General features: G+C 61.0%; 25 protein-coding genes. 12 read left to right on the top strand and 13 right to left on the bottom strand.

Annotated features, from left to right (window positions below):
• Positions 1-122: 122 nt before the first annotated feature.
• Both ACZ6WW_RS20100 and ACZ6WW_RS20095 read right to left on the bottom strand, forming a co-directional pair.
• Positions 123-881: an SDR family oxidoreductase gene (locus ACZ6WW_RS20100; RefSeq protein WP_465275777.1), complete on the bottom strand. Its 759-nt coding sequence runs from the start codon at positions 879-881 to the stop codon at positions 123-125.
• A gap of 23 nt (positions 882-904) precedes the next feature.
• Entirely contained in the window at positions 905-1,306 is a 402-nt protein-coding gene (locus ACZ6WW_RS20095; protein ID WP_465275776.1) for a nuclear transport factor 2 family protein, read from the bottom strand.
• A 175-nt stretch (positions 1,307-1,481) separates the two neighbouring features.
• On the opposite strand from ACZ6WW_RS20095, the gene ACZ6WW_RS20090 reads away from it, so the two are divergent.
• From ACZ6WW_RS20090 to ACZ6WW_RS20080, 3 genes are all read left to right on the top strand, one after another.
• On the top strand, positions 1,482-2,084 hold the full coding sequence (locus tag ACZ6WW_RS20090) for a TetR/AcrR family transcriptional regulator (RefSeq protein WP_465275775.1): 603 nt from the start codon (positions 1,482-1,484) through the stop codon (positions 2,082-2,084).
• Between the two features lie 312 nt (positions 2,085-2,396).
• A complete protein-coding gene (locus ACZ6WW_RS20085; RefSeq protein WP_465275774.1) occupies positions 2,397-2,897 on the top strand; it encodes a hypothetical protein in 501 nt (166 codons plus the stop codon).
• A 22-nt stretch (positions 2,898-2,919) separates the two neighbouring features.
• The gene (locus tag ACZ6WW_RS20080) at positions 2,920-3,174 is read left to right on the top strand and encodes a DUF2164 domain-containing protein (protein WP_465275773.1); all 255 of its coding nucleotides are present in this window, start codon (positions 2,920-2,922) and stop codon (positions 3,172-3,174) included.
• A 2-nt stretch (positions 3,175-3,176) separates the two neighbouring features.
• Here ACZ6WW_RS20080 and ACZ6WW_RS20075 read toward each other — a convergent pair whose 3' ends face one another.
• Positions 3,177-4,235: an SDR family oxidoreductase gene (locus ACZ6WW_RS20075; RefSeq protein ID WP_465275772.1), complete on the bottom strand. Its 1,059-nt coding sequence runs from the start codon at positions 4,233-4,235 to the stop codon at positions 3,177-3,179.
• Positions 4,236-4,319: 84 nt separating this feature from the next.
• On the opposite strand from ACZ6WW_RS20075, the gene ACZ6WW_RS20070 reads away from it, so the two are divergent.
• Positions 4,320-4,700 carry a winged helix-turn-helix transcriptional regulator gene (locus tag ACZ6WW_RS20070; protein ID WP_465275771.1) on the top strand — a complete coding sequence of 127 codons (381 nt, stop codon included), beginning with the start codon at positions 4,320-4,322 and terminating at the stop codon, positions 4,698-4,700.
• A 56-nt stretch (positions 4,701-4,756) separates the two neighbouring features.
• Here the strand turns inward: ACZ6WW_RS20070 and ACZ6WW_RS20065 are convergent, their stop codons facing one another.
• On the bottom strand, positions 4,757-5,020 hold the full coding sequence (locus tag ACZ6WW_RS20065; protein ID WP_281851854.1) for a hypothetical protein: 264 nt from the start codon (positions 5,018-5,020) through the stop codon (positions 4,757-4,759).
• 204 nt (positions 5,021-5,224) lie between these two features.
• Positions 5,225-5,737: a lipocalin-like domain-containing protein gene (locus ACZ6WW_RS20060; RefSeq protein WP_465275770.1), complete on the bottom strand. Its 513-nt coding sequence runs from the start codon at positions 5,735-5,737 to the stop codon at positions 5,225-5,227.
• A 111-nt stretch (positions 5,738-5,848) separates the two neighbouring features.
• On the opposite strand from ACZ6WW_RS20060, the gene ACZ6WW_RS20055 reads away from it, so the two are divergent.
• On the top strand, positions 5,849-6,724 hold the full coding sequence (locus ACZ6WW_RS20055) for a LysR substrate-binding domain-containing protein (RefSeq protein ID WP_465275769.1): 876 nt from the start codon (positions 5,849-5,851) through the stop codon (positions 6,722-6,724).
• 85 nt (positions 6,725-6,809) lie between these two features.
• Here the strand turns inward: ACZ6WW_RS20055 and ACZ6WW_RS20050 are convergent, their stop codons facing one another.
• The 4 genes from ACZ6WW_RS20050 to ACZ6WW_RS20035 all read right to left on the bottom strand — a co-directional run bounded on the left by ACZ6WW_RS20050 (position 6,810) and on the right by ACZ6WW_RS20035 (position 12,476).
• Positions 6,810-7,997 carry a threonine synthase gene (locus tag ACZ6WW_RS20050; RefSeq protein WP_465275768.1) on the bottom strand — a complete coding sequence of 396 codons (1,188 nt, stop codon included), beginning with the start codon at positions 7,995-7,997 and terminating at the stop codon, positions 6,810-6,812.
• A gap of 29 nt (positions 7,998-8,026) precedes the next feature.
• Positions 8,027-9,277 carry a dicarboxylate/amino acid:cation symporter gene (locus tag ACZ6WW_RS20045; protein WP_465275767.1) on the bottom strand — a complete coding sequence of 417 codons (1,251 nt, stop codon included), beginning with the start codon at positions 9,275-9,277 and terminating at the stop codon, positions 8,027-8,029.
• Positions 9,278-9,328: 51 nt separating this feature from the next.
• Positions 9,329-10,630, bottom strand: coding sequence for a thioredoxin family protein (locus tag ACZ6WW_RS20040; RefSeq protein ID WP_465275766.1), 1,302 nt, complete (start codon positions 10,628-10,630; stop codon positions 9,329-9,331).
• 160 nt (positions 10,631-10,790) lie between these two features.
• Positions 10,791-12,476: a PQQ-dependent sugar dehydrogenase gene (locus tag ACZ6WW_RS20035; protein WP_465275765.1), complete on the bottom strand. Its 1,686-nt coding sequence runs from the start codon at positions 12,474-12,476 to the stop codon at positions 10,791-10,793.
• A gap of 118 nt (positions 12,477-12,594) precedes the next feature.
• Here ACZ6WW_RS20035 and ACZ6WW_RS20030 point away from each other — a divergent pair, with 118 nt between their 5' ends.
• On the top strand, positions 12,595-13,218 hold the full coding sequence (locus ACZ6WW_RS20030; RefSeq protein WP_465275764.1) for a DNA-3-methyladenine glycosylase: 624 nt from the start codon (positions 12,595-12,597) through the stop codon (positions 13,216-13,218).
• 296 nt (positions 13,219-13,514) lie between these two features.
• Positions 13,515-13,892, top strand: a complete 378-nt coding sequence (locus ACZ6WW_RS20025) for a VOC family protein (protein ID WP_465275763.1) — start codon at positions 13,515-13,517, stop codon at positions 13,890-13,892.
• 20 nt (positions 13,893-13,912) lie between these two features.
• Here ACZ6WW_RS20025 and ACZ6WW_RS20020 read toward each other — a convergent pair whose 3' ends face one another.
• On the bottom strand, positions 13,913-14,596 hold the full coding sequence (locus ACZ6WW_RS20020) for a Rossmann-fold NAD(P)-binding domain-containing protein (protein WP_465275762.1): 684 nt from the start codon (positions 14,594-14,596) through the stop codon (positions 13,913-13,915).
• On the opposite strand from ACZ6WW_RS20020, the gene ACZ6WW_RS20015 reads away from it, so the two are divergent.
• Together ACZ6WW_RS20015 and ACZ6WW_RS20010 are read left to right on the top strand one after the other, a co-directional pair.
• Entirely contained in the window at positions 14,595-15,200 is a 606-nt protein-coding gene (locus tag ACZ6WW_RS20015; RefSeq protein ID WP_465275761.1) for a hypothetical protein, read from the top strand. The genes ACZ6WW_RS20020 and ACZ6WW_RS20015 overlap by 2 nt on opposite strands.
• A gap of 108 nt (positions 15,201-15,308) precedes the next feature.
• Positions 15,309-15,683 carry a YciI family protein gene (locus tag ACZ6WW_RS20010; protein ID WP_465275760.1) on the top strand — a complete coding sequence of 125 codons (375 nt, stop codon included), beginning with the start codon at positions 15,309-15,311 and terminating at the stop codon, positions 15,681-15,683.
• Positions 15,684-15,704: 21 nt separating this feature from the next.
• Here ACZ6WW_RS20010 and ACZ6WW_RS20005 read toward each other — a convergent pair whose 3' ends face one another.
• Together ACZ6WW_RS20005 and ACZ6WW_RS20000 are read right to left on the bottom strand one after the other, a co-directional pair.
• Positions 15,705-16,496 carry a DUF4377 domain-containing protein gene (locus ACZ6WW_RS20005; RefSeq protein WP_465275759.1) on the bottom strand — a complete coding sequence of 264 codons (792 nt, stop codon included), beginning with the start codon at positions 16,494-16,496 and terminating at the stop codon, positions 15,705-15,707.
• A 115-nt stretch (positions 16,497-16,611) separates the two neighbouring features.
• Positions 16,612-18,732, bottom strand: coding sequence for an ATP-binding protein (locus ACZ6WW_RS20000; protein WP_465275758.1), 2,121 nt, complete (start codon positions 18,730-18,732; stop codon positions 16,612-16,614).
• 536 nt (positions 18,733-19,268) lie between these two features.
• On the opposite strand from ACZ6WW_RS20000, the gene ACZ6WW_RS19995 reads away from it, so the two are divergent.
• The 3 genes from ACZ6WW_RS19995 to ACZ6WW_RS19985 all read left to right on the top strand — a co-directional run bounded on the left by ACZ6WW_RS19995 (position 19,269) and on the right by ACZ6WW_RS19985 (position 23,257).
• On the top strand, positions 19,269-19,946 hold the full coding sequence (locus ACZ6WW_RS19995; protein ID WP_465275757.1) for a response regulator: 678 nt from the start codon (positions 19,269-19,271) through the stop codon (positions 19,944-19,946).
• Positions 19,943-22,348: an ATP-binding protein gene (locus ACZ6WW_RS19990; protein WP_465275756.1), complete on the top strand. Its 2,406-nt coding sequence runs from the start codon at positions 19,943-19,945 to the stop codon at positions 22,346-22,348. The genes ACZ6WW_RS19995 and ACZ6WW_RS19990 overlap by 4 nt, the downstream gene beginning before the upstream one ends.
• 135 nt (positions 22,349-22,483) lie before the next feature.
• Positions 22,484-23,257 carry a response regulator transcription factor gene (locus ACZ6WW_RS19985; RefSeq protein WP_465275755.1) on the top strand — a complete coding sequence of 258 codons (774 nt, stop codon included), beginning with the start codon at positions 22,484-22,486 and terminating at the stop codon, positions 23,255-23,257.
• Between the two features lie 9 nt (positions 23,258-23,266).
• Here ACZ6WW_RS19985 and ACZ6WW_RS19980 read toward each other — a convergent pair whose 3' ends face one another.
• Positions 23,267-24,613, bottom strand: a complete 1,347-nt coding sequence (locus tag ACZ6WW_RS19980; RefSeq protein ID WP_465275754.1) for a sensor histidine kinase — start codon at positions 24,611-24,613, stop codon at positions 23,267-23,269.
• Positions 24,614-24,694: the final 81 nt, after the last annotated feature.

Genomic DNA, 24,694 nt, shown 5'->3' with positions numbered 1-24,694 from the left:
CCATCGAGCGTTTGCTCTAGTGCGAAAACCGGAAACCGAAGCCACTGGATCCCGGCCTGCGCCGGGATGACGATGGGTGTGAGGGTTTCTAGCTGACGTGATCGTTGCCGCCAACTGTCAGCTTAGCCACCACCAAACAGCGCAAGCGCCTGCTCGTTAAAGCCATTGACGAAGTCATGCTCACTCGGCCCCACGTTGGAGCGGAACGGCTTGGCCGCTTCAACCACATTCTCATCCGCGTCCGTGCCAAGAATCGCCATCGTTTCGGTAATGAACTGATCCAGCGGCATAGCCAGTTCGGCTTCCTGGCTGTTCATGAGTTCGGTGCGTACCCAAGGTGGCGCGATCTCGATGACGCGAACGCCGGTATGGCGAAGCATGAAGCGTTGCGACAGGGCGTAGGAATGAAGCGCTGCCTTGGTCGACGAATAAACACCGGTAATGGCCAGTGGCACAAACGCAAGTACCGAACTCGTGTACGCCACAACCGCGTTGTGCTTGCTCTTCAGGTGCTCGATCAGCGCGGATGTCATGCGGATCGGCCCGAGCAGGTTTGTGCTGATGGTCGAGGTCAGCAGTGCCTCGTCGATCTTTCCGGCAACGGTATCGGGCTGCATGATCCCGGCGTTGTTGATCAGGACATTCAGTTCGGGGTGATCGACGATCAGCTTCGCCGCCACGCGCTCGATGCTGGCCGGGTCGGTAATATCCAGTTCGACCGCTTCCATGCCGGGATTGGCTGCGATCACCGCGTTGAGATGGCCACGTCGGCGGCCGGCGATGATCACCTTGTTGCCCAGCTTGTGCAGCGCTTCGGCGAGTCCGCGGCCGATGCCCGAGCCGCCGCCAGTGATAAAGACGGTGTTGCCAGTGAGTTTCATGAGAGTTCTCTGTAGGTAGGGGTTCAAGCGGGAAAGCGATCGCCGAACATGGGCAATCCACTTTTCGAATCGGTTTGCGTGGCTTCGTCCTGCAACACATCCCAGTGTTCGGCGAGCTTGCCGTCTTCGATGCGCACCACGTCCGCGGCAATCCATGCCGCCGGGCGGCCGGTGCCGGAGAAACGTCCATGCACGATGACGTAGTCGCCTTCGGCCAGGATCAGGCCGTGTTCGTAGCGCAAGCTGTCGGGAGTGCTGCGAACCAGGTTGAACAGCCCGTCGCGGCCCGGGTCGATATGTGCGCTGTGCTGGATGTACCGGTCGGACCAGAAGCGCGCAGCAGCGTCGTAGTCGCGCTTGTTGAACAGCGTGTCGAACGCCTCGATGACGAGGGTCTTGTTCTGCTCAGGCGAAGTCTTTGCCATGGTCTTTCCTCTTCGATCGCAGCTGGACGTTTGGCCGCGTTGCGCTAGAATGAAATCACGATGGTGATCACCATCGACGAAATTCAGTGTGATGCCACCTATGACAAATGTCAATGGTGATCACCATTGTTATCGGAGGCGACCTGTGAAAAGGCAGCCTCAGAGGAGCCGGCATATGGGCGTTTCAAAACAGCAAGCTATTGAAAATAAACAAGCTATTGTCGCTTCGGCGGCCAAGCTTTTCCGCGATCGCGGGGTGGCTGCCGTCGGGCTGACGGAGCTGACCAAGGCGGCGGGGTTCACCCAGGGCGGGTTCTACAACCACTTCAAATCGAAGGACGCGCTGGTCGCCGCCGTCATGGACGACGCGATGGAGGGCGCGGCAGCCCAATTCGCTGCGGGCATCGAAGCATCCAGGGCGAAAGCGGCCGATCCGCTCCGGCGACAAATCGAGTGGTATCTCTCATCCGATCACCGTGCCGATATCGAGGCGGGTTGTCCGTTGAGCGGGTTTGCCGGGGATGTTCGACGACTCGGCGAGGAAGCGCGGCGATCCTATGCCCAAGGGCTGGCGTCGAATTTCAATGAACTGGCGAAGGTGATCGACGGGGAGAATCCGCAAGAGAAGCGAAGAAAGGCCATGGCGCTTTTCAGTCAGATGGTCGGATCGTTGCTGCTTTCGCGCGCTGTCGTCGAGGCGGATCCGGCATTGGCCGATGAAATACTCGAGAACGGGCGTCAGCAGGTGTTGCGGGCGTCGGATGCGACATCACTGTAAGTCGCGACTGAAGGGAGCCTCGATATGGCCTCGGTTCTAGTTATCGTCATTCCGGCGCAGGCCGGAACCCAGTGACATCGGTTTTCAGTTTTCGCGATAACGCGAGCCTTTGCATGTTCTCGCGACAACCCACCACAAGGCCACTGGGTTCCGGCCTGCGCCGGAATGACGAGTTGGGGGGCTCGAGGTTCCACGAAATTGCTCCCACAACACGCCACGACGGTCATACCCTTGGCCGCCAGGAATATTGACTCCGGCCAAGCCCCTGCGCACCATGCGCATTCGGACAGTGACGTCCACAAGGGGAAAACGATGCGGATCTATATACTCGGCGCCTTGCTGATCGTGCTGGCGGGGTGGGGCTATATGCATGCGCGGCAATTGAGCGACAGCGCCATTGCCGACTTCTACGTTATGGACAGCAAGACGACCGCCGCACTAGACGTAAATGCATCCTGTGCGCTCGTAGCCGACGACTTCCATGGAACTTCGGTCTCGCAGGTGCGCGGTGAGTCGGTACGCCAGGAGCTGGACAAGGCCAAGTATTGCGATGACATGCAAAAGTCCATCGCGCGGCTGCGCGAGGCGGCCGAAGCTGCACATGTACCGTTGAATGTGAGCTACAACAACCAGCAGAACAACGTGGTGTTTGCCCCGGACCATCGCAGCGCAACGGTCGATGTGACCTACCAGTTCGATATCGGTCGCCTGCATATCAGCGGCAAGCGCACGGATCAGCTGGTCAAGCGCGATGGCAAGGTGCTGCTGGTGCAACAGGACGACCACAGCGAAGTGTCTTTGGTGATGCGCTGATCCCGCGACCCGGTTGAGATCGATGGAAAGCATTTCATTCAGCAGCGAAGAAAAGGCCCTGATTGTCAGGAAAATTCAGCTGTATTTCTCTGAAGAACTTCAGCAGAAAATCGGCGGCTTCGATGCGGAGTTTCTGCTGGATTTCTTCGGCAAGGAGATCGGCGTCTATTTCTACAATCGCGGCCTTTACGACGCACAAGCGGCGCTGGCCGCGAAGCTGGATGACATCCAGGATGCCATCCATCAGTTGGAAAAGCCGACGGACTTCAGCAGATAGCGTCAGGGAATCAAACGTTCCTGACGCAGCCGATCGAACACATCGAAGAACGCCTGGTCGCTGGGCTGGTAATCGAGAAAGCCCAGGCGTCGGCTCTTGGACATATCGGTCACCACTTCGATCGGGCGGCCCAGGTCGGCATCGGTATGCCAGGGCGAAACGAGACGATGGATATCCGGTTCGGCAAGCTGCTTTTGACCGGCCATATCGCGCCAGATCGTTGCATCGTTTGCCATCTGCTGTTCCAGCGGACGAACGACACCATCGAATGGCGCCGGTTCGATATCGAACCATTCGGCGATGCGGCTCCACATCCAACTCCAGCGGAAGACATCGCCGTTGACGATATTGAATGCTTCGTTAGCCGCGGCCGGCGTCGTGGAGGCCCATAGCAGGTGCCGGGCAAGCAGGCGTGCGTCGGTCATATCGGTGAGACTGTTCCATTGCACGGCCGAACCGGGGAAGTGAAACGGGCGCCCGGTAGCTCGGCAGATGGATGCATAAACCGCCAGTGTGGTTGCCATGTTCATGGCATTGCCGACGGCGACGCCAGTGATGGTATGCGGCCGGTGCACGCTCCAGTGATAACCATCGCGTGCCGCAGCCGCAAATACCTCGTCTTCCTGGGCGTAATAGAAATTGTCGATATTCAGCCGACCTTGTTCTTCGCGAAACGGCGTTTGCGGCAACGCGCCTTTGCCGTAGGCTTCGAACGGTCCCAGATAGTGTTTAAGCCCCGTGACCAGTGCGACATGTTTGACACTGCCGGCGTCGCCAACCGCATCCAGGACATGACGCACCATCGCTGCGTTGACCCGGATGTTTTCTGCTTCCGATGCCTGGCGCGACCATGTCGTGATGTAGACATGCGACGGCGCGAGGCCTGCCAGCGCGCGTCGGGTCGAATTGCCGTCGAGCAGATCGGCCGATATCGGCGTAACACCGGCGCGCGCGGTGGGACGGCGCGCGAGGCCAGCAACCTGCCAGCCCTTGTCGACCAGCAGCTGCGCCATGGCGCTGCCGACGATACCGGTCGATCCAACAATCAGTGCCTTGTTCATGAATGTCTCTGGAAAAAGCCAATGGGCAGCACCATAAATGCTGTTCATGGCCAATCCAAGTCGGCACAAAATGGTAACCACCCTATGAAACCCGGTACGCCGGATGACCAATGGCGCGAGGATTGCGCACCGCGGCGCGTCCTGGAGATCTTCGCCACCAAATGGACCAGCATGATCCTGCACGCGCTGTATGCGCAGCACGCAGGAAGTGCCAGGACAGGTGTGCTCCATCGGAGCTTGCCGGGTATATCCCAGAAAATGCTGACGCAGACGCTACGAGAGCTTGAGGAAAGTGGCCTGGTGAGCCGGCATGTGCACGACACGGTGCCGCCGGGTGTCGATTACACGCTTACCGAACTGGGCCGGCTGATGATTCAGCCGATCGAATGGCTTTACGACTGGGCACGAGCGAACGAGTCGGCTCTGGACGCCTTGAAGCCAAGGAGCACGTCGCGGCGACGCTGATCGTACGACAGGAAGGCGATCGTTCGCCTTCCCGCCTCAGGGGAATAACGCCCGCCTTACTCGGCGTCTTCTTCCTCTTCGTCTTCGTCGAAGGTTTCCAGCTCTTCCACGCGCACGAAGTTTTCCGCTTCGTCGGCAAAGTCGATCAGCTTGCCGTCCGCGCACATGGGACGAACATCGCGGCGCTTGACGCCGTCCTCGATCGATTCGACGAGCGCAAAGCAGACGATCGGCTCGGCACTTTCCTCGCCGTCCATTTCATAGACGGCAACCCAGCCGTCGGCGGGCATGATCTGGATGATGGTTTCTTGGTCGGACATGGATTTTCCCGGTTGGACTAAACGGTCTAGCTTGACCGGGGCCTTGGACGACTGCAAGCGCGATTCACATCAACTGAATCCATCGCACTGTTGAGCCAGAACTTCTCGCGCTCTGAAATAAACCTAGCTGCCTGCTGCGAACGTCCTTCGTCGCTGACCTCGACGACTTCGCTATTGCCGAGATAGGACTTGGTGGTGGCTTCATCAGTCGACGCGCTTCCAGACCGATATAGGTATGTCGCCGTTCGGTCGTGGCGTCACGCGGTAACTCAGGACATTGTCCTTGAACTCGTAGTGCCGGCTTTGCTGTTGGCCTTCCCAATTGGGGAACGACGCGCCCTGGATGTGAAAGACCAGCGTGCCGCTGGCCGAGTCCACGCTGATCGTGCCGAAGTGCGTGCTCGAACCCATGACGGCGGCCTTGTATTCGCTATCGGTTCCTTTCGCCTTGTCACCCTCGGCGAACTGCGGGCGCTCGGCTTTGAAGATCTGCAAGGAATAGCGGCCCTGGCTGTCGATCAGCAGCAAGCCGCTCGGCTTGGCGCCGAAGTCGCGCGCGACGGAGCCGTCCGGGTGCTGCACGTCGGCGGCGACCAGGGTCCAGGTTCCGGCCAGTGACAGCGGGGATGTTGCCTGATCGGCAAGCGTCGATGACGTCCACAGTGAGCAGGCCGATACCAGCAGGGCGAGGATGTTGCGTGCCGTGCGAGCTTTCATGGCGTGTTTTCCTTTGATGAGTGAGGCCGATCAGGGATTTCGATGGTAGGCTCTGCCTATAGATAAGAAAATCCGATAATTCGAAACTAATCGATTAGAAAATCTAAAGTGATGAGTCTGCCCAATCTCGATATGGATGCCCTACGGACCCTGGTCGCGATCCTGCAACTGGGCAGCCTGCATCGTGCCGCGGAGCGCGTGGGTCGTTCGCAGTCCGCGGTAAGCCAGCAGATGAGGAAGCTGGAAAGCCAGCTAGGTGAGCCGCTGTTTCGCAAGCGGGGGCGGCATGTGGTGCTCACGGAAACCGGCGAGCTGATGCATTCCTATGCACGCCGCATGCTCGATCTCAATGATGAAGCGGTTCGCGCCGTTCGAGGCGCGTCGGTGGAAGGTGTGGTTCGCTTCGGCTTGCCTGGCGATTTCGCCGAGAGCTGGTTGCCGGCGACGCTGGGGCAGTTCAAGAAGGCGCATCCTGCCGTTCGCGTGGATGTCTCGGTGGAGCGCAATGGCCTGTTGCTCGAGCGTCTGGACAAGGGCGAGCTCGACCTTGTCCTGGTCATGGGTTATGCCAGCCGTTCCGATGCCGAACCTATGGCGACCTTGCCGATGGCATGGATCGGGCCCGTTGAATCGGGGGTGGTCTTGCGGCCGAATGTTCCCATCGATCTGGCGCTGTACGAATCGCCATGTTTCTTTCGCCGGGCGGGCACGGAGGCGCTGGACAAGGCGTCCATTTCCTGGCGGCTGGCGTATACCACGTCGAGCCTGCAGAGCCTTTGGGCAGGCGTGGCGGCAGGTCTCGGGATTACCTTGCGGACGATGGCCGGCGTGCCGCCGTCATTGATGCGCCTGGATGAAACGCATGGTTTGCCGTCTTTGCCCAGCGTCGAGCTTTGTCTGCATGCGGGGCAGGGTGAAATGACGCCGGCGCTTGCGCAACTCAAGCGGATGGTGATCGATCATGCGAGCGAGCATTTGGGCGTGTAGAAAAAAGTCATCCTGAGTTTTCTAAAACTCCTTTCCTAATCTGTCATCCCGGCCTGCGCCGGGATGACGGGTAGGAAGGGTTTTCCTAGACTCGAAGCCCCAACGCCGCCGCCGTCACATCCACATATTTCAACCCGGCGCCCGTATTGAACAGCACCACCCGATCCGACGCCTTGAGCACGCCGGTATTCAACAACTGCGTATAGGCGGCGGTGGCCGCGGCCCCTTCGGGCGACAGAAAGATCCCTTCATGGGCGGCCCAGTCGCGCAAAGACGCAAAGATGTCCTCGTCCGACACCGCAACGGCCATACCGCCGGACGCCTTGAGGATGTCCAGAATGATGTAGTCGCCATACGCCTTGGGCACGCGCAGGCCGGACGCGGCGGTCTCGGGGTTTTGCCACATCTGGCTGGCAGCGGCGCCCTGGTCGAATGCCTGCACCACCGGTGCGCATCCACTGGACTGAATAGCGAACATGCGCGGTCGTTTGCCCGGCTTCACCCAGCCTAGCTGCTCCAGTTCGTCGAACGCCTTCCACATGCCGATAAGACCCACGCCGCCACCGGTGGGATAGAACACGGCATCGGGATACTCCCAACCCAACTGCTCGACCAGTTCGTAACCCATGGTCTTCTTGCCTTCCACACGGAAGGGTTCTTTCAAGGTGGAAATATCGAACCAGCCTTCGCTTTGTTTGCGTTCGCCTACGATGCGCGCGCAATCGGAGATGACTCCATCGACCAGGGTGACGTGCGCACCATAGGCCGTGGCTTCGACGTAGTTCGCAAGCGGCACGTCCTGCGGCATGAAAATGTGCGCTTCGATATCCGCGGCGGCCGCGTAAGCGGCGAGTGCACCCGCAGCGTTGCCTGCGGACGGCACGGCCAGTTTGTGCAAACCATAGTGGCGAGCCATGGTCACCGCCAGGGAAAGACCACGTGCCTTAAACGAACCGGTGGGATTGGCGCCTTCTTCCTTGAGCCATAGCCCGGCATGGCGCTTGCTGCGCAACATCGGTGTCCAGCCTTCGCCCAGGCTGACCGGTGCCGCGTCGGGTAGCACAGCGCGATAGCGCCACATGCCGCTCCATGGCGTGCCGGCCTGTTCGCCGACGACATCCTGGGGCGAGCTGCCGTGCAAATGCGATAGGTCGTAGCGCACGTACAGCGCACCAGCAGGTGCGTCGGGACACTGTGTGCACAGCGTTTGCGGCGTATCGGCCGAAAGCCGTGCATGACAACGGGAGCATTCGAGATAGGCGATGGCAGGCATGGGAACTCGTCAGTGAAGGTGTGGGGACATCAGGACGCGATATCGATATCGGGTAGGACTTGAATCTGCTTTTCCCAGCGCGCGACCACGGCGGCGGCCACCGCGTTGCCAAGGATGTTGGTCGCCGAGCGTCCCATATCGAGCACATGATCGACCGCCAACACCAGCGCCACGCCGCTATCGGGAAGTTTGAAGTAGTGCAGGGTGATGGCGATCACCGCGATGGCGGCACGTGGCACGCCCGCGACGCCTTTGGTGGTCACGATGAGCAAGCCAAACAAGGTGAGCTGTTGCGCCAACGACAAGTCGATGCCGTACGCCTGCGCGATAAACAGGATCGCGAAGCTGCAATACATCATCGCCCCGTCCAGGTTGAACGAGTAGCCCAGCGGCAACACGAAACTGGCGATACGCTGAGGGATGCCGAAAGCGACCAGCTTTTCCAGCAGGCGTGGATAAGCCGCTTCCGACGACGAGGTTGCGAACGCAAGCAGTACAGGTTGGCGAACGCTGCCAAGCAAGCGCAGGCTGTGCGGCCCGACGATCAAAACCAGGGCGGCGATCAATAGCGCCCACAGTATGGCCAGCGACACATAAAATCCACCGACAAAGCGTGCATACGTTCCTACCATGCCAATGCCATGGACGCAGACGGCGGCTGCCAGTGCGGCGAAGATGGCCAGGGGTGCGGCTTTCATCACGTAGTCGGTAACCTTGAACATGATGGCGGCCAGTTGTTCGACAGCCTCCACAAACGGCAATACCTTGTCTTTGAGCGCGGCGGCGGCGCTGCCGACAAAGATCGAGAACACCACGATCTGCAGAATCTCGTTGCCGGCCATCGCCTCGACGATGGAGCGCGGGATCAGATGTGTCATGAAATCCGCAAATGTAAAGCCGGCCTCGCCAGCCGGCGCTCCTGACGATGCAAGAGACAGATGCAGCGACGCGCCCGGCTGCAGCCAGTGGCCCATCAACAGCCCGATGGTCAATGACAGGCAGGACGCGCCGAGAAACCACGCCAGCGCCTTGACGCCGACGCGGCCGATCTCGCCGATGCCGCCCATGCGTGCAATGGCCGGTACCAGCGACGCGAACACCAGCGGCGCGATGATCATCTTGATCAGGCGAAGGAACGCATCGGTAACGATGGAAAGGCCGGCGGCGACGTCGATATTCTGTTGCGGCGTCAGCGCGTGGTTGCACAGCCAGCCCAGCGCAATGCCAAGCACCGTGGCTGCGATAAGCAGGGCTGTGAACCAACGTTGTTTGGCCGGCATCGGCTATATGTACCAGTTCGATCGCTCGGCCGCGTGAAGCGGCCCCGCACTTCAGGACTTCAGTTCGGCCTTGAGTTCGGCGACCTGCTCGGGGAACCAGGGACCGTTTTCCTTCAGCACCGCCGTGACCAATTCTTCCGCGTCGTTCTGGCGGTGCAGGGTCTTCAGCGCTTGCACCTGGTAGCCGGTAACCGTGAGGCGGTTCACGCCATAGGCCTTGTCCGCCGCCTGGGCTAGCCAGGGCAGGGCGGCTTCGGGCCGGTTCGATTCCAGCAGGCTGCGGCCATAGCGGTAGGCGTAGACATAATCGTCGGGGTAGGCGGCGATCAGCTTGCGCTGATAGGCATCCAGTTCGTCGGAGCGCTTGGCGCGAAGCAGGTAGACGCGCAGGTTGTCGGCGAGATTGCGATCGCTGGTGAGATTGTCGCCCAAGGCACGGCGGGTCGTGTCGATGGCGCGATCGAGCAAGGCCTTCTCTGCCGTGGCGTCACCGGTGGCGGCATCCAGATCCGCGCTGGCGATCACGGCGCTGCGCTGGTCGGCGCAGTTGGGGGTTGCCGTAAAGATCTGCGTATCGAGATAAGTATCCGTGGCTTTGCGCTGTGTGGCTAGCACGCTGTGGCGCTGCGCGTCGGGCAATTTTTCGCTTGCGTGCAGCAGATCGAGCAACACGTAAGGTCGGCTGCAACCCGGGTCGCCGGCCAGCACTTTCTGCGCACTGGCCAAAATAGCGGTGTTGTCTTTGCTGATCTTGGCCTGGGCAAGGTGCAGCTGCTCCAGCGACGTAACGGCACGAGCGTTCCTGCTGGCGGCCGTGCGCACATTCGCTGGCAGCTGGGCATACCAGGCAAGCCCGGTGGCGCTATCGTTGCGCGCCTTATACACATCGAGCGCAGCAATGAGGGCGTCGGTCGAGCCGTGTGCGGCCTTGTCCTTGAGCGGTTCCAAGGCATCGCTGCCGGACAGGATGGCGTTGACCCGGGGATAGAACTTCTGCCGTGGTTGCTCGGCCAGGATGCGGCCTTGCTCGTTGCCGTGCTCGTCCAGCACTACATAGCTCGGCAGCGCGGAGATCTTGAGCTTGTCCATCCATTGGCGGCCATCGGGTGAATCGGCATCGGCTTCGACCACGATGGCCTTGCGCTCCACCGCCTGCCAGTCGGACCCGGTCAGGACGTGGCTGGCCATGTAGTAGCAGGAGTAGCACCACACCGCGTGGAAATCGACCAGCACCGGGCGATGCTGTTGCGCAGCCTGCTTGAGCGCATCGGCGATGGTGGCAGGCGCGGCGGTATCGGCCGCGTAGGCCGGAGTCAGCAAGAGGAACAGGGCGCTGGCGAGAAGCTTCTTCATGGAGGATCCGGGGGCAATCTGTCGACGTGGCCTGGCGATCGTGACGTCGTCGTCGATCGCCAGGCGGTATCGAATAAACCTAGCACGCAGGTTTAGCCGTCCAGATGTCCATCGCCATGACATATCGCCATGTCGATACAACCAATGGTTCTGAGGCCTTCTACTCTTTCACGTGGCTCACGCGCCAGATCACGTTGCCGCCGTCGTCGCTGACCAGCAGCGCGCCATCCGTCGCTACCGTGACACCGACGGGCCGGCCCCATGCCTGGCCGTTGGGCAGTACGAAACCGGTAAGGAAGTCCTGATATTCGCCGCTGGCGCGCGTGCCGCCATGGCGTGGCACACGGATCACTTCGTAACCCACGCGTGCCGAACGGTTCCATGAACCGTGCTCGGCCGCAAAGATGTCGCCGCGATATTCGGCAGGAAATTGCGAGCCGTCGTAGAAAGTCAGTTCGAGGGACGCGTTGTGCGGATTGAGCAATACGTCAGGGACGATGGCCTTGCTGCCCAATTCGGGATGCTTGCCGGCATGCCGCGGATCCTGATGCGCGCCCATGTACCACCACGGCCAGCCGTAGAAGCCGCCTTCCTGGACGTGCGTGATGTAATCGGGAACAAGATTGTCGCCCAGGCCATCGCGCTCGTTGGTCGAGCACCATAGCTCGCCGTTCTTCGGATCGACGGCAAGCCCTACCGCGTTGCGAATGCCCGAAGCGAAAACGTGCATGTCCGATCCGTCGGGTTTGAAGACCAGGATATCGGCGCGATTTTTCTCGCCCGGCGTGGTGTCCGGATCGTCGACATTCGACGCCGAGCCGACCGAGACATACATGCGGCTGCCGTCCGGCGAGAAACGCACATCGCGGGTGGAGTGGCCCCGGTCGCTATGCGGCAGGTCGGCGATATGCTCGGGTTTGCCGCGTGCCTGCAGATCGCCGTTGCGATAGGGAATGCGGACCACTTCATCGGTGTCGCCGATGTAGATCCATTGCGGATTCGGGCCGGTGGGATAGAACGCGATGCCGAACGGCGCGTTCAGTCCCTTCACGAAAACCTGGGTTTCCTTCGGATGCCCATCCGCGGTCGTGCCGCGAAAGACGGACAACTGACCGGCATGCGTTTCGGCAACGAAGACGTCGCCATTGGGCGCGGTGCGGAGCAGGCGCGGGTTATGCAAGCCGGTGGCGAACAGTTCGACCTTGAAGCCTGCAGGTGCCTTGGGCCATGCATCGGCAGGGCGCGCGACGACTTGCGGTGCATTGCCGGCCGATGGCGTAGCGAATGGGGTCGGCAGATCGGCGACGGTAATCTTGCGCGTGGTGCCGGGGGATTCGTAGCGAAAATCAGTGAACGGTGCCTTGGGTGCGGGCCAGTTTCCGGCCACCATCGCATCGCTGGCGGCAGCCTTGGTCGATGCTTGCGCGGTTCCTGTATCGAGCGACTGCAGGTAGCTCACCAATTGCCAGCGCTGCGCTTCGGGCAGGCCGCCCCAGGCGGGCATACCGTTGTTCACGCTGCCATGGGTAATGAACCAGAACAGCGCTCCAGCACTGGCTCGCTTCACGCTTGCAGTGGCCAGCGCCGGTACGTTGCCGTTGCCTTGCGCCGCCGCGCCATGGCAGCTGGCGCAATCGGTGGCATAGAGCGTTTTGCCTGCCGCGATAGCCTCGGATTGTCCGGCGTAGGGATTTTTGGTCGCGGCTGCAGCAGGGGGAGCGTTTTGGAAGGTTGCTGCGCTCTCCTGCGCCAGTGTGCAGGCTGGAACCATCGAACCGATGGCGAACGCGGCAGCCAATGTCAGGTGCGAGGACCATGACCGGATCGGGTACAACGTCGCTTTCATGGCAGTCGGTTCCATGGGGAGGTCGTAACGGGCGAAAGTAGCCCGTGACAGGGCGGGGTTCAAATGAATATTTTGATACGATCGGGCGTCAACGGCTGCAGTGAGATAGCTGTTCAAGATGAAGAACCGTGCGCTGTCGCCCTTCGGTACGGTATTGCCGCGGTCTTTTTTCTCGGCGGATGCGTCCATCGTTGCGCCGCGGCTGCTCAACAAGATCGTCGCAACAGCCGATGGTCGGGCCGGACGGATCGTCGAGGTCGAAGCCTATGAAGGCGCGCGTGACGAGGCGGCGCATACGTTTCGCGGCAAGACGGCGCGCAACGCGGTGATGTTCGGCGAGCCCGGCCATCTGTACGTCTATTTTTCCTACGGCGTGCATTGGTGCGGCAATGTCGTTTGTGCGCCCGAAGGAGTGGGGTCGGCGGTACTGCTGCGTGCGCTGGAACCTATCGCCGGATTGGAAGCCATGCGCACGGCACGCGGTTCGCGGATTGTCGATCGTGATCTGTGTCGCGGTCCGGGGCGGCTGGCGCAGGCGCTGGGTATGACCGGCGCCGACACGGGCATGGACGTTGTCGCAGCAAATTCGCGAATACAGTTTCTCGACGACGGTACGCCACCGCCCAAGGCATTGCGCGGGTTGCCGCGCATCGGCATCAGTCGCTCCGTGGCCTTGCCCTGGCGCTGGATCGTGCCGGACAACCGGTTTGTGTCTCGTGGCCCGGGGAAGCTGGCGGAGTAACTCGTCTGATGTAGAGGCGATTTCAGGGATACTCATGAAACCCTTCCTACTTGTCATCCCGGCGCAGGTCGGGATCCAGTGACTCCGGTTTTCGATCTTCGCGATAGAGCCAATGCTTGATGGTTCTCGCGACAACCCACCACAAAGTCACTGGGTCCCAGCCTGCGCCGGGATGACGACCGGGAGGTTATACGGGTGCTCTGACGTAGCGGTGTACTCATCTCCTTCACATTCGTACAGCCCGCCATGCGCTACACGACGTTCCTGATCGTTGAGCGTGCTAACGGAGGTGCGACATGTTGGGCGACAGAAATGCCTATGCCATCGTGGCCGTGCGAGACATCGAGCGGGCGCGGAGTTTCTATGCGGACGTGCTCGGACTCGAGCTTTTGAAAAGCTCCGACGCCGTACTCAATTTCAAGACCGGCGACACTCGGTTGACCGTCTACCGCTCGCAGGAGGCAGGCAGCAATCGTGCCAACGCGGTGGTGTGGGGATGCGGTGAAGATATCGAACGTATCGTGGCCGATCTCGAGGCCAAGGGCGTCGTGTTCGAGCACTATCCGGGCATTGGCGACTCCCGGATGCAGGGCAATATCCATGTCGCCGGCGATGCGAAATTGGTCTGGCTCAAGGACCCGGATGGGAACATTCTGCATCTGAACAATTTCTAGCGGGGCAGCTTATTGAGCGCTCACGCCTGTTTACTCGGTTCCCGTTCCGCCAACAGATAGATGTCGCTCGCCTCCAGCACCGCTTGCGGCGCACCACCTCGCACCGCGGCAAGCATCGCCCGCCCGACCCGCTCGGTCGTGAGCATGCGTGGAGCAATCGCGCGCATCAGCGGAAAGAACGGCCGCATGACGGTGTAGAACGCCTGATACACGCCCGTCTTGGAGCGTGCGCCATGCATCGGCTGGATGATCCCGGGACGGAACAGATAAACCGCCTTGAAGGGCAGGCGTTGCAGCGCATTCTCGGTTCGCCCTTTCACCCTTGCCCACATGCTGCGGCCTCGTTCGGTGCTGTCCGTGCCTGCGCCTGAGACATAGATAAAGGTCATGCCGGGATTGCGCGCGGCCAGGGTCTGGGCCGCCGCCAGAGTCAGGTCGTAGGTGAGGTGGGTATACGCCATCTCGTCCAGGCCAGCGGCCGAAACGCCCAGACAGAAAAAGCAGGCGTCGTAGCCGGTGAGATGGGCCTGGATATCACGGTAATCGAACAGGTCGGGAAGAACGATGTTGCGCAGTTTGCGATGGCTGGTATCCAGCGGCGTGCGCCCAATGGTGAGGATTTCGTCTACGTCGGAGGCCTGTAGACATTCGCGCAATACGCCCTGGCCGACCATACCGGTGGCGCCGAACAAGATGACTTTCATGGCAAGAGTAACCGGGAGCGGGCGGATGACAGGGGGCGACGAACCCCTCTCGCGATCGGTTCGCGATAACGAAGATAACAGCCATCCCTTGGCTCTTCAGGTGGACATGGATGCCGCCGGCTTACCGGACGGCATCCATGCACCTTGCTCCATCGTCTCGTTGTGCGCTCAGGATCAGCGCCGACGAGCTGTCTTGCGGGTTGCCTTCTTCACGGCGCGCTTGGCGGTCCGCTTTTTGGCAGTGGTCTTCTTGGCAGTGGACCGTTTGGTTGCTTTCTTTGTCGCTTTCTTGGTGGCCCGTTTCGTGGCCTTTTTGGCAGCTTTCTTAGCCGCCGGACGCTTTGCTGCGGTCTTGCGCGTCGCTTTACGTGCAGTCTTTCTTACGGTTTTTTTAGCCGCTTTACGTGCAGTTTTACGCACGGTTTTCTTTGCGGCTGCCTTTCTCACGGTTTTCCTGACTGCCTTCTTCGCGGCTTTTTTTGCCGTGGATTTACGCGTCGCCTTTTTGGCGGCTCTCTTTGCAGTAGCTTTCTTTGCCGTGGCCATGGTTAACCCCATGTCGATGAGCCTTCGCTGCACCGCGCAGCGGTTGGCGTCCGGATAATGCCATTCGTTTACTTGACAAGCTAGTGTTAGTGTTTACAAGTTAACCGCCATTAATCGATCCAACATCGCTGACGGCGGCGCCAAAGCGATTATCAGAGGGTGCGAAATGAAGTTTCTGATGATGATTTACAGCGACGACAATCTGCTCGATGCCCTGCCCGAGGGGGAGTTCGACAGCATGATGCGCGGTTGCCTGCAGCATGCCGACGAGCTGCGCGCGGACGGTTACCTGCTCGATTCGCAGCAGTTGGAAGCGCCGGTGCAGTCCAAATCCCTGCGCATCCGTGGCGACAAGGTCGCCGTGCTGGATGGTCCGTTTGCCGAAACCAAGGAATACCTGGCCGGGTTCAACCTGATCGAGGCGGACAGTCTCGATGAGGCTGTGAAGATCGCGTCGGAGTTTCCCTGGATACGCACCGGTTGCATCGAGATCCGGCCGGTGCGCGACATGGGCAGGGTTCGGGATCGTGTCGGCGCCTGAGGCGTCGACAGTTGGTACCGCTCAGTGGCCGGCCTTTGCTCCGACCACTTCCGATTCGACCACCATATCGAGTACATAGGCCGTCGATGGCGCATCGGCCGGTACATCGTGCAGCGGGTAGCGCTTGACCCGCAGCACGTTACGAATGCCGGCCTCGTGCGTGTAGCCCTCGATGTTCTGATGTAGCGGCTGCCATGCGCCAGGCTGTCCATCGGCCACGCCGTCAGCGTTGTAGTGCCGCTCGCGAACCTGCAAGCACTGCATGTTCGGGATCAGTGGATGCGAGCAGGGCCGAGTGTCTGCCGCCACCTCCAGAAACACCGTCTCGCCTTCGCTGCCGTAGCGCGTCTGTGCTGTGGCCTGCCCCTGAAAAACCAGGGTATCGCCTGACGCGGTGACCAATTGAAGACGGGGCGAGGCGTTCGCGTCGCCGATCGAAAAGCTCAGCGGATCGCGCAGGCGGGCGCCGATGGCAGCGTCCTGGGCGGCGAGCCTGGGATCCGGGCAGGCCATCATGGTCTGCATCAACGGACCGACCGATAGTCGATCTTCTTTGATGCTGTACGAACCGCCGAGGCGGTTGCAGCCGTTCACTACGCTGAGGCGGCCGGCGGAAAAGTCGAGTTGCAGCGGTGCATCGGCGCGCGCGAACAAGCTGTCGATGTGCGTACCGCTTTTGTCCTGAGCCTGTTGCAGGGCCCAATGATAACGAGGCAGTTGCGAGCCATCCGGTGCCATGGCGCCACGGTCATGCGCCGGTGTTGCCGCGCAGGCGGCCAAGGCCAGTGGCAGGAAAAGGAGTGGGTATTTCACGGCGGGCTCCGATGGAAGGACGCAGATCGATGCACGTGAAGCCCTTGCGATCCTTCGTTGACAGGGCAGGCCGAGCGTAATCACCGTGCCTGCCATCGTCAACGGTCAACGGCGGCTACACGAGACCTTCACGCTCGCCGGCCGATGGCGCGTCGAACCCACACCACAACGCAATCTCGGCTTTCAGTACGGCCAACTGCAAGGGTTTGGTCAGCACGCCATCCATGCCGCATTCGATACAGGCCATCTTGTGCACCGCATTGCTGCTGGCGGACATGGCGACAATTGGCGTGTGGCGGTGCAGCTTGGCTTCTCTGGCGCGCACCTGTCGCGTGACTTCGTAGCCTTCCATATCCGGGAGACCGCAATCGAGCATGACCAGGTCGAACGAGTGCTGCTGGAGCATGTCCAGGGCGGCACGGCCGGTTTCGGCGGTGAAGACACGGCACTGCAGGCTGCGCAGTTGCTGCTCGATCACAAACCGATTGGCGGGGTGATCCTCCACCAGCAGGATCGACGGGCGGTTCGCTCTTTCGATCGGTTGCACCGTCAGCTTGGCCTGGGGATACGCGGGCGCTGCCTCGGCATGCAGCTCGTCGGCGTCGGCAATGGCGACCGGGATCGTGAAGCTTACGGTCGTGCCTTCGCCCAGCTCGCTCTTGATCGCAATGGTGCCGCCCATCAGTTCGACCAGTTGGCGACAGATATTGAGGCCCAGACCGGTGCCGCCGTAGCGCCGTTGAATCGAGCTGTCAGCCTGTACATAGGCCTGGAAGAGCTGATTGCGACGGCTGGCGGCAATACCGATGCCCGTGTCCTTGACGCGCACCGTCAGTTGGGCTGGCAGCTCCGTGCCTTCACTCGGTTGCAGCCGCATCTGCAGCGTGACGTTGCCGTGAGTGGTGAACTTGATTGCATTGGAGAGCAGGTTGATCAATACCTGTTGCAGGCGCGTCGGGTCGGTCACGACTGTATGGCCGGCCTGCAGGTTCATGTCGACATGTACGGGAACCCCTTTCTCGTTGGCCTTATGCAGCACCACATTGACGACATCATCGGCGATCTTCTTCAGGTTGACCGGTAGTCGTTCCAGCTTCAGGCCATTGACTTCGAGTTTCGAGATATCCAGCACATTGTCGATCAGGCGCAATAGCGCATCGGCCGAGGTCGTGGCGGTGTCGACGATTGTCGACTGCTGGGCGTCCAGGCGGGTAGAGCGCAGCAGTTCCACGGCCGATAGCAGGGCGCTCGTGGGCAGGCGGATCTCGTGGCTCATCGTGGCAAGGAACATGGCTTTCTCACGCTCGCTGCGTATCGCGCGACGGTGGTCGCGCCGGGCAAAGATATACAGCACGGCAAGGAGGGCGAGCACAGCGCTGATGCCGATAAAGGCGGTCGAGTGGAAACGCAGCAGTACCGTCCACGACGGGGCGCCGTAGTCGGAGTCGATCATCCAGCGCTCCATCATGTCGTCGGTCTGTTTGGCGGTCAGTGTCGCCAATGACTTGTCGATAATGGAGCGCAACTCGGGCTCATCGTCGCGCACACGCATGCGTACATTGAGCAGCGCATCGTTGACGGTCCCGGACACATGCAGGTTGCTGTCGTAGCCACGCCGCCATAGCGGCATCAGCAAGGCGTCGACGTCGATCGCCGCGTCGGCTATGCCCGTTGAGACGGCTTGCAGCTCCTGCTCCGGCGAGGACATCGGCAGCAGCACGATGCCCGGGTAACGCTCCTTCAGCAGGCGATGCATGATGCCATGTTCGCGTACCGCGACGCGGTGCCCCTTCAGGCGCTCCAGGTCATAGATATTGGGCATCGAATCGCGCGTGATAATGACCGCGGTACCGACAAAATACGGTGAGCTGAGCTGGCCCCTGCTATCGCCGGCATCGACGCCGTCATTTTGTGCGGTGACCACCGGAAGCAGGTCGAGCGTACCTTTGGCGAGCGCTGCGCGCGCCTGCTTGATATCCGATTCGAGTACGGGCCGAAATGTCAGGCCGCTGATCTTGGAAATGGCCGCGAGGTATTCCAGGGACAGTCCGGAAACCTTGCCGCGATGGACGCTTTCGAAAGGTTGCCAATCGGGATAGCCGGCAAATTCGACCACCGGATGGTCGCTTATCCACTGGAGTTCGTGCTCGGTAAACAAGGACGGCTCGGCGGCCACGGCTCGCGACGACACGAGCAGGCCGATAACAACGAGCAGGTTGGCGAGGGGGCGGATCATGGCAAATTCCGGCGTTTGAGGCAGGCGCAATGCGCGACGAGATCTGTCGACGGGCGACCTCATGCGACGCAGGCTTGCGTGAGCAGCTTTCCTTGCAGGATCTAGTAATGCATTGGCCCCAGGCCGCGGCTGTACGTCCGTAGGCACGCGCGCTGCCGCGACATGGCCTGCGGCCACCTGGCGGAGTCGGCCGTTGTCGATGCGTGGGGCTTGTATCTCGGCCTAGTATCGAGACGTTCTGCTCAGAAGTATTTAGAAGGTGTACGAAAATTATGTCGGCGGAGCATCAAGCCGTTAGGATGGACGTTGTAAAGAGGCTGGCGGCACAAAGGCGGTGTATCGCCTGTTAATGCGGCAAGAGGTAAGCTTCCCGGCCATCGATGGAGCGCACCTGTCGACCGAGGGGATGGCCGGACGGATGGCCTGCCCAGGACGAGAGGGGACTGGCGCAGGAGTCGGCTGAGGGTATGTGGTTAGAGGCTCGGTACGCGAGGTACGTGCGTAACCCATTGCGCAGGTCATAGAGGGAAGGTTCCATGTCCAGTTCGCTCATTGCGCCCCTACGGTTGATGTTGCTGGATGACCACGAAGTCGTCCGCAAAGGGCTGGAGCTTCTGCTTTCGCAGGAAACGTATTTCGAAGTCGCCGGAAGCTTTACGACCAGCCACGATCTGTTTGCAGCACTGCAAAAAGAGCGTGCCGATGTCTTGGTTGTCGACTATTCGCTCGGCCCGGCGGAGGTCGACGGCCTGAATCTCATTCGTGCGCTCAGGGTTCGCTTTCCCAACGAAAAGATCCTGGTGGTTTCGGCGCACTACAATGCCGCGACCGTAGCGCTGGCCATGAAGGCCGGCGCAAAAGGCTTTGTCGGCAAGGCGCAAGGGCATAAGGAGCTAGTGTCGGCCATTCGTGCCGTAGCGCTGGGAAAAACTTATCTCAGTCCGGAAATGGCGCTCGAAATCGCAGGCGGCAAGGATGATAGCCCCTCGGTTCTGACCGACGAGCGTGCGTTGACCCAGGACGTCAAGCTATCGCCGCGTGAGCGCGAGGTGTTGCGCTGCTATCTCGATGGCATGTCAGTGAGTCAGATCGCTGCAAAGTTCTCGCGCAGCATCACCACGATCAGTGCACAAAAGAGCGCGGCCTTTCGCAAGCTAGGTATTCGCACCGATAGCGAGCTTTTCAAAATCCAGCATCTGTTGGAAGGAAAATGAGCCCGCGGCGCATCGCGGCGCTGTTCTGGTTGGCGAGTGCGGCGCTGTTTCCCCTGTGCCTGTATGCCAAGCCGGCGTTCACGGCCGAGGAGCAGCAATGGATCAAGGGCCATCCGGTGGTTCGCATCGCCACCGATAACCGGCTGGCCCCGCTCGAATACATCGAAAACGGAAAGTACAAAGGCCTGGTCGCCGACTACCTGGCAGCGGTGGCGCGTCAGTCCGGGCTGCGCTTCGAACTCGTGCCGACCGATAACTGGAACCAGGCGCAGCAGGCTTTCCTGGCCGGCAAGGTCGATCTGTTCCCCAATGCCATCCCCTTGCGCGTGGATGCGCAGGTGCGCGACCAGCTGCTTTTCACCCAGCCGTATTTCTCGTCGCCGATGATTATCGTCACGCGCTCGAATCAGCCGGTGATACTCAATCCCGATGAGCTCGACGGCAAAGTCGTTGCCATCCGTGGTGGCGGTTCCAGCGAGCGGGAGTTCGCGTCCCGCTTTCCCGGTTTCCGGCCGATATACACCTCGCAGGCCGGCGATGGGCTGGAGATGGTCCTGCGCGGCGATGCCTATGCGTCGGTCGGCAGCGAAGCGGTTTATCTGCCTCTGCTGCGTCGGCGCTATGTCGGCCGTCTGGGTGTGTCGGGCGTGTTGAACGATATGCCGTTGATCACGGCGATGGGCGTGCGCAAGGACGAGCCGCTGCTGTTTTCGATCGTGTCCAAATCGCTGGGGGCGCTATCCGCGCACGACACCGATCTTATCTATCAGCGCTGGGCTGAGGCGGCTGATTACGGCGCGCCGAGTCTGGGTTCGCTGATCAGCTATCGCAAGACGGAATTGATCCTGTTGGCGATCGGGATCCTGCTGTTGGCCTGGTTTGCCTGGCGAGCCCATGTGGCACGACGACAGGCGCAGGCCAGCGAGCTGGCCAAGTCGCGCTTCCTGGCGGTCATGAGCCATGAAATCCGCACGCCAATGAATGCGATTCTGGCCTCGATCGAGATGCTGCAGAACTCCTTGCGCGACGAGCACGACCGCAAACTCGCCCATACCGCCTCCACGGCCGCCGAGTCGCTGCTCGACCTGCTCGACGATGTGCTCGACCTGTCCAAGCTCGACGCTCATCGCCTCAAGCTGGAACTGTTGCCTACCGACATCGGCCAGCTGGTTCACAAGGCCGTGGACGTCGCGCAGATCAAGGCGAACGATAAATCGTTGCCGATTCGCGTGACGATCGATCATCCCGAAGCCGGCTATGTGATGGTCGATCCCACCCGGGTGCGCCAGGTGCTGATGAACCTGCTCAGCAATGCTGTGAAATTCACTCATCACGGCAGCATCGATGTCGTCGTTCGGATCGACCGCGGCGAACCGGGGCGAGGTGTCTTGAGCGGGCGTGTGACCGATACAGGCATCGGTATCGCACCGGCGCAGCAAAAGGGCCTGTTCGACGCCTATGCGCAGGCCGATACCACGACGACGCGTAAATATGGCGGGACCGGCCTGGGGCTGACCATCTGCCGCGAGCTGGTGGAGCTGATGGGGGGCTCGTTGGCCCTGCAGAGCGAGGAGGGCATCGGGACGAGCGTGAGTTTCACTCTGCCGGTGAGCCTGGTTGCTCGTCCAGCCGGGCCCGAGCATCCTCAAGACGCTGCCGACGTTTCGCATGAGTTTTCCGTGGGCGAGGGCGTCGTTCTGGTGGTTGAAGACCATCCGCAGAATCGCTTCATTCTCGCCGAGCAGATGCGTAGTCTGGGCGTCCGGGCCGAACTGGTCGCCGATGGGCGTGCAGCTCTGGTTGCGATCGAGAACCCGTCCATCGAGCTGGTGCTGATGGATTGCCACATGCCGGAGATGGACGGTTATGAAGCAACCCGACGGATTCGCCAGCGCGAAGCGCAACTGGGCTTGCCTCGTGTGCCGGTGATCGCCGTGTCGGCGGCGACGGATTCGGGTCATCTGGAAAAATGCATGGCCAGCGGCATGGACGGCGTGCTGAAAAAACCGCTTCGTCTGGACGAACTGCGCAGCATGCTGAGGCTGTGGCTGGCCAGCGCGCCAACCGTTTCCGGCGGGGCGCCACAGGTGGTTGCGGGCTCGCCGGCGGTCGATTCGCTGCAGCAGGTCGACTTGCATGCGCTCTACCGTCAATCGATCGAAGAAGACGAGGCGGCACTCGATTCGGCGTTCGCCGAGGGTGATCGCGAGCATGTCGTGCATTTCGCACACCGGCTCAAGGGGGCGGCTTTGATGGTCGATGCCAAGGCGATGGCCGGCTACGCCGAGTCCGTCGAAATGATCGCCCGATCCGCTGCACCCTTGAGCGAAGCGGCGGTCGCACTGACGTCGCTGCAGGAAGAGGTCTCACGTTGGCTGGCGGCCGGCGATGTATCTGTCTGATTAATCAGGCCTGCAGAAAAAATTTCTTGTCCTGCTTCATGGTTTTGCGATTCATTCGTGAAAGCTTGCGAATCAGGCCCGCTGCCTTGCTATATTCAACGAGTCGGTCGTTGCAGGCCGCTGTGGTGAAGAAGCATGAGTTATCAGGGACAGTCGAGCGCGTTGCCTTCCCAGGCCTTGCGCGTCATCGTGCTCGAAGACGATCCGCTGCTGCGCGAGCGGATTTTGCTGCCGGGTCTGGCAGATCATGGCTTTCGGGTTACCGGTAGCGCCACGGCCGCCGAGCTCTACCGCAACATGCTGGCGCAGCGTTTCGATATCGCTGTGCTCGACATAGGCGTGCCCGACGAGGACGGCCTGACTGTGGCGCGCCATCTGCGGAGTATGTCCACCATTGGCATCGTCATGCTGAGTGCGAGCCAGGCACGCGCCGATCGCATCCAGGCGATGACCGATGGCGCCGATATGTTTCTGTCCAAGCCGATCGACATGGAAGTGCTGGCCGCCAGTCTCTACAGCCTGGTGCGCCGTATGCAGAGCGCAGCCACATGGCCAGGCGCGTCAAAGTCACCTGAGCTCGTGCCGGCGCCATCACGTGGGTGGCACCTGGAAACCGACGGCTGGTGTCTGCTTTCGCCACGCGGTGCGGTGATCGCGCTGTCCGTACCCGAGCGCTGCATCATGCAGAAGCTGATTGCCGGGCAGGGCACGCCCGTTTCGCGCAGCGCACTGATCGCCGCGCTGTCGCAAGACGTCTACGAGTTCGACCCGCATCGATTGGAGATGCTGGTTTACCGCCTGCGCCGCAAAGCCGGCGAACAGTCGGGCGAAACGTTGCCATTGCTTACTGCGCGAGGTTCGGGCTACGTGTTTGCCAAGGGTGCATTGGACGTCGAACTGGCGTCCTGACTGTGTGGCTTATCCAACCAACGGCAAACGGAGCACGAAGGTAGTGCCCTGTCCGGGCGTGCTATTAGCTTCGATCTCTCCATTGGCCTCCTCGACCAGATCGCGCACCACGCTCAGTCCGAGGCCAGTGCCTTCGCCGGGCGCCTTGGTGGTGTAGAAGGGTTCGAATATGCGCGCGCGCACGTCTTCGTCCATGCCGCCGCCGTTGTCGATCAGCTGGATCACCGCGAAACGCTCGTTGGCATCGCTATCCATCGTGATCGTGAACACGCCACCATCGCGCATGGCGTCGCGCGCATTGGCGGCGATATTGAGCACCATCAGTTCGAACTGGCCGCGGTCCATACGCACGCGGAGCATGCGTGCAGCCGCGTCCTCGATGCGCAGGCGAACGCTGTGCCCGAATAGCTGGCGTAGCATCGGGCTGAGCTCGTGCAAGGTCAGCGCGGCGTCGAAGGTTTCCGGCTTAGGAACGTCGTTGCGGCTGAAGGAAAGCAGCTTGCGGCTGATGGCTGATGCGCGTCGAGCCGCCAACTCAACCCCTTCCAGTGCGTCCAGGAGGGCCGGTGCTCCCGTATCTGCAAGGCGTTCGCGGCGGGTGGAAAAGCCGAGAATCACGCCGATAATGTTTTGGAAATCGTGGGCTACGCCGCTGGCGACACGTCCGACTGCTTCCATTTTTTGCGCGTGCAGCAGCTTCGCCTGAGTGCGCTCGCGTTCGGCCATCTCCCTTTGCAGTTGCTCGCCGCGGGCGTTGGACTCTTGCAGGCTTTCGCGCAATGCACTGACACAGCGATCGATCACCACGGTGATCACCAGATAGGTCAGCACGATCGAAGGCCCGTTCCCGAAGGCGCCGAGCGCCGGTTTGCCCATCGTTGCCAGGTGGATGGCATCGACCGTCATGCCGACTGCGAAGATCGCCAGCTGGGTGGCGAAAATCGCCCATAGCGTGCGACGTCCCATGATCAGGCCACCGATGATCAGGCTGAGCACGACGTTGCTCTGGTCGTACATCAGCATGGCAAAACCGATCACCGTCGCGGTCATGGCGGCTGTCAGCAGAAGCGCAGCAAGCAGCAAACGAATGGCCAGGCCAAAGCGCCCCCGTCGGATCAGCCAGACACCGCCCAGTGCGACGGCCGACGTGGCCATATCCGCAGCGAACAGCGCATCTCTGCCTTGCCAATGGCTGATGCGTACTACCAGCAGGTGATAAGCCCAATTCAACGGCAAAAGAATGCCGATGAACAACAGCAGCAGTTGCATCACAGGCGCGTTTCGCCGATCCAGCGGGTCGGCGATCGGCGCGCCGTCGAGCCAACGATAAATGGACGTCCCAAGGCGACGTATCACGATCTGTTCCAGGTAGGGCACACAACAAAAGTATTTGTCTCACCCCTCTGCAACGAGAGCAAGCGTTGGCTTGCGTGAGAT

This window comes from Dyella sp. NPDC103356 (assembly GCF_055584465.1).
The sequence above is the reverse complement of the archived record's forward strand: the minus strand, read 5'-3'. Positions and strand labels throughout refer to the sequence as shown.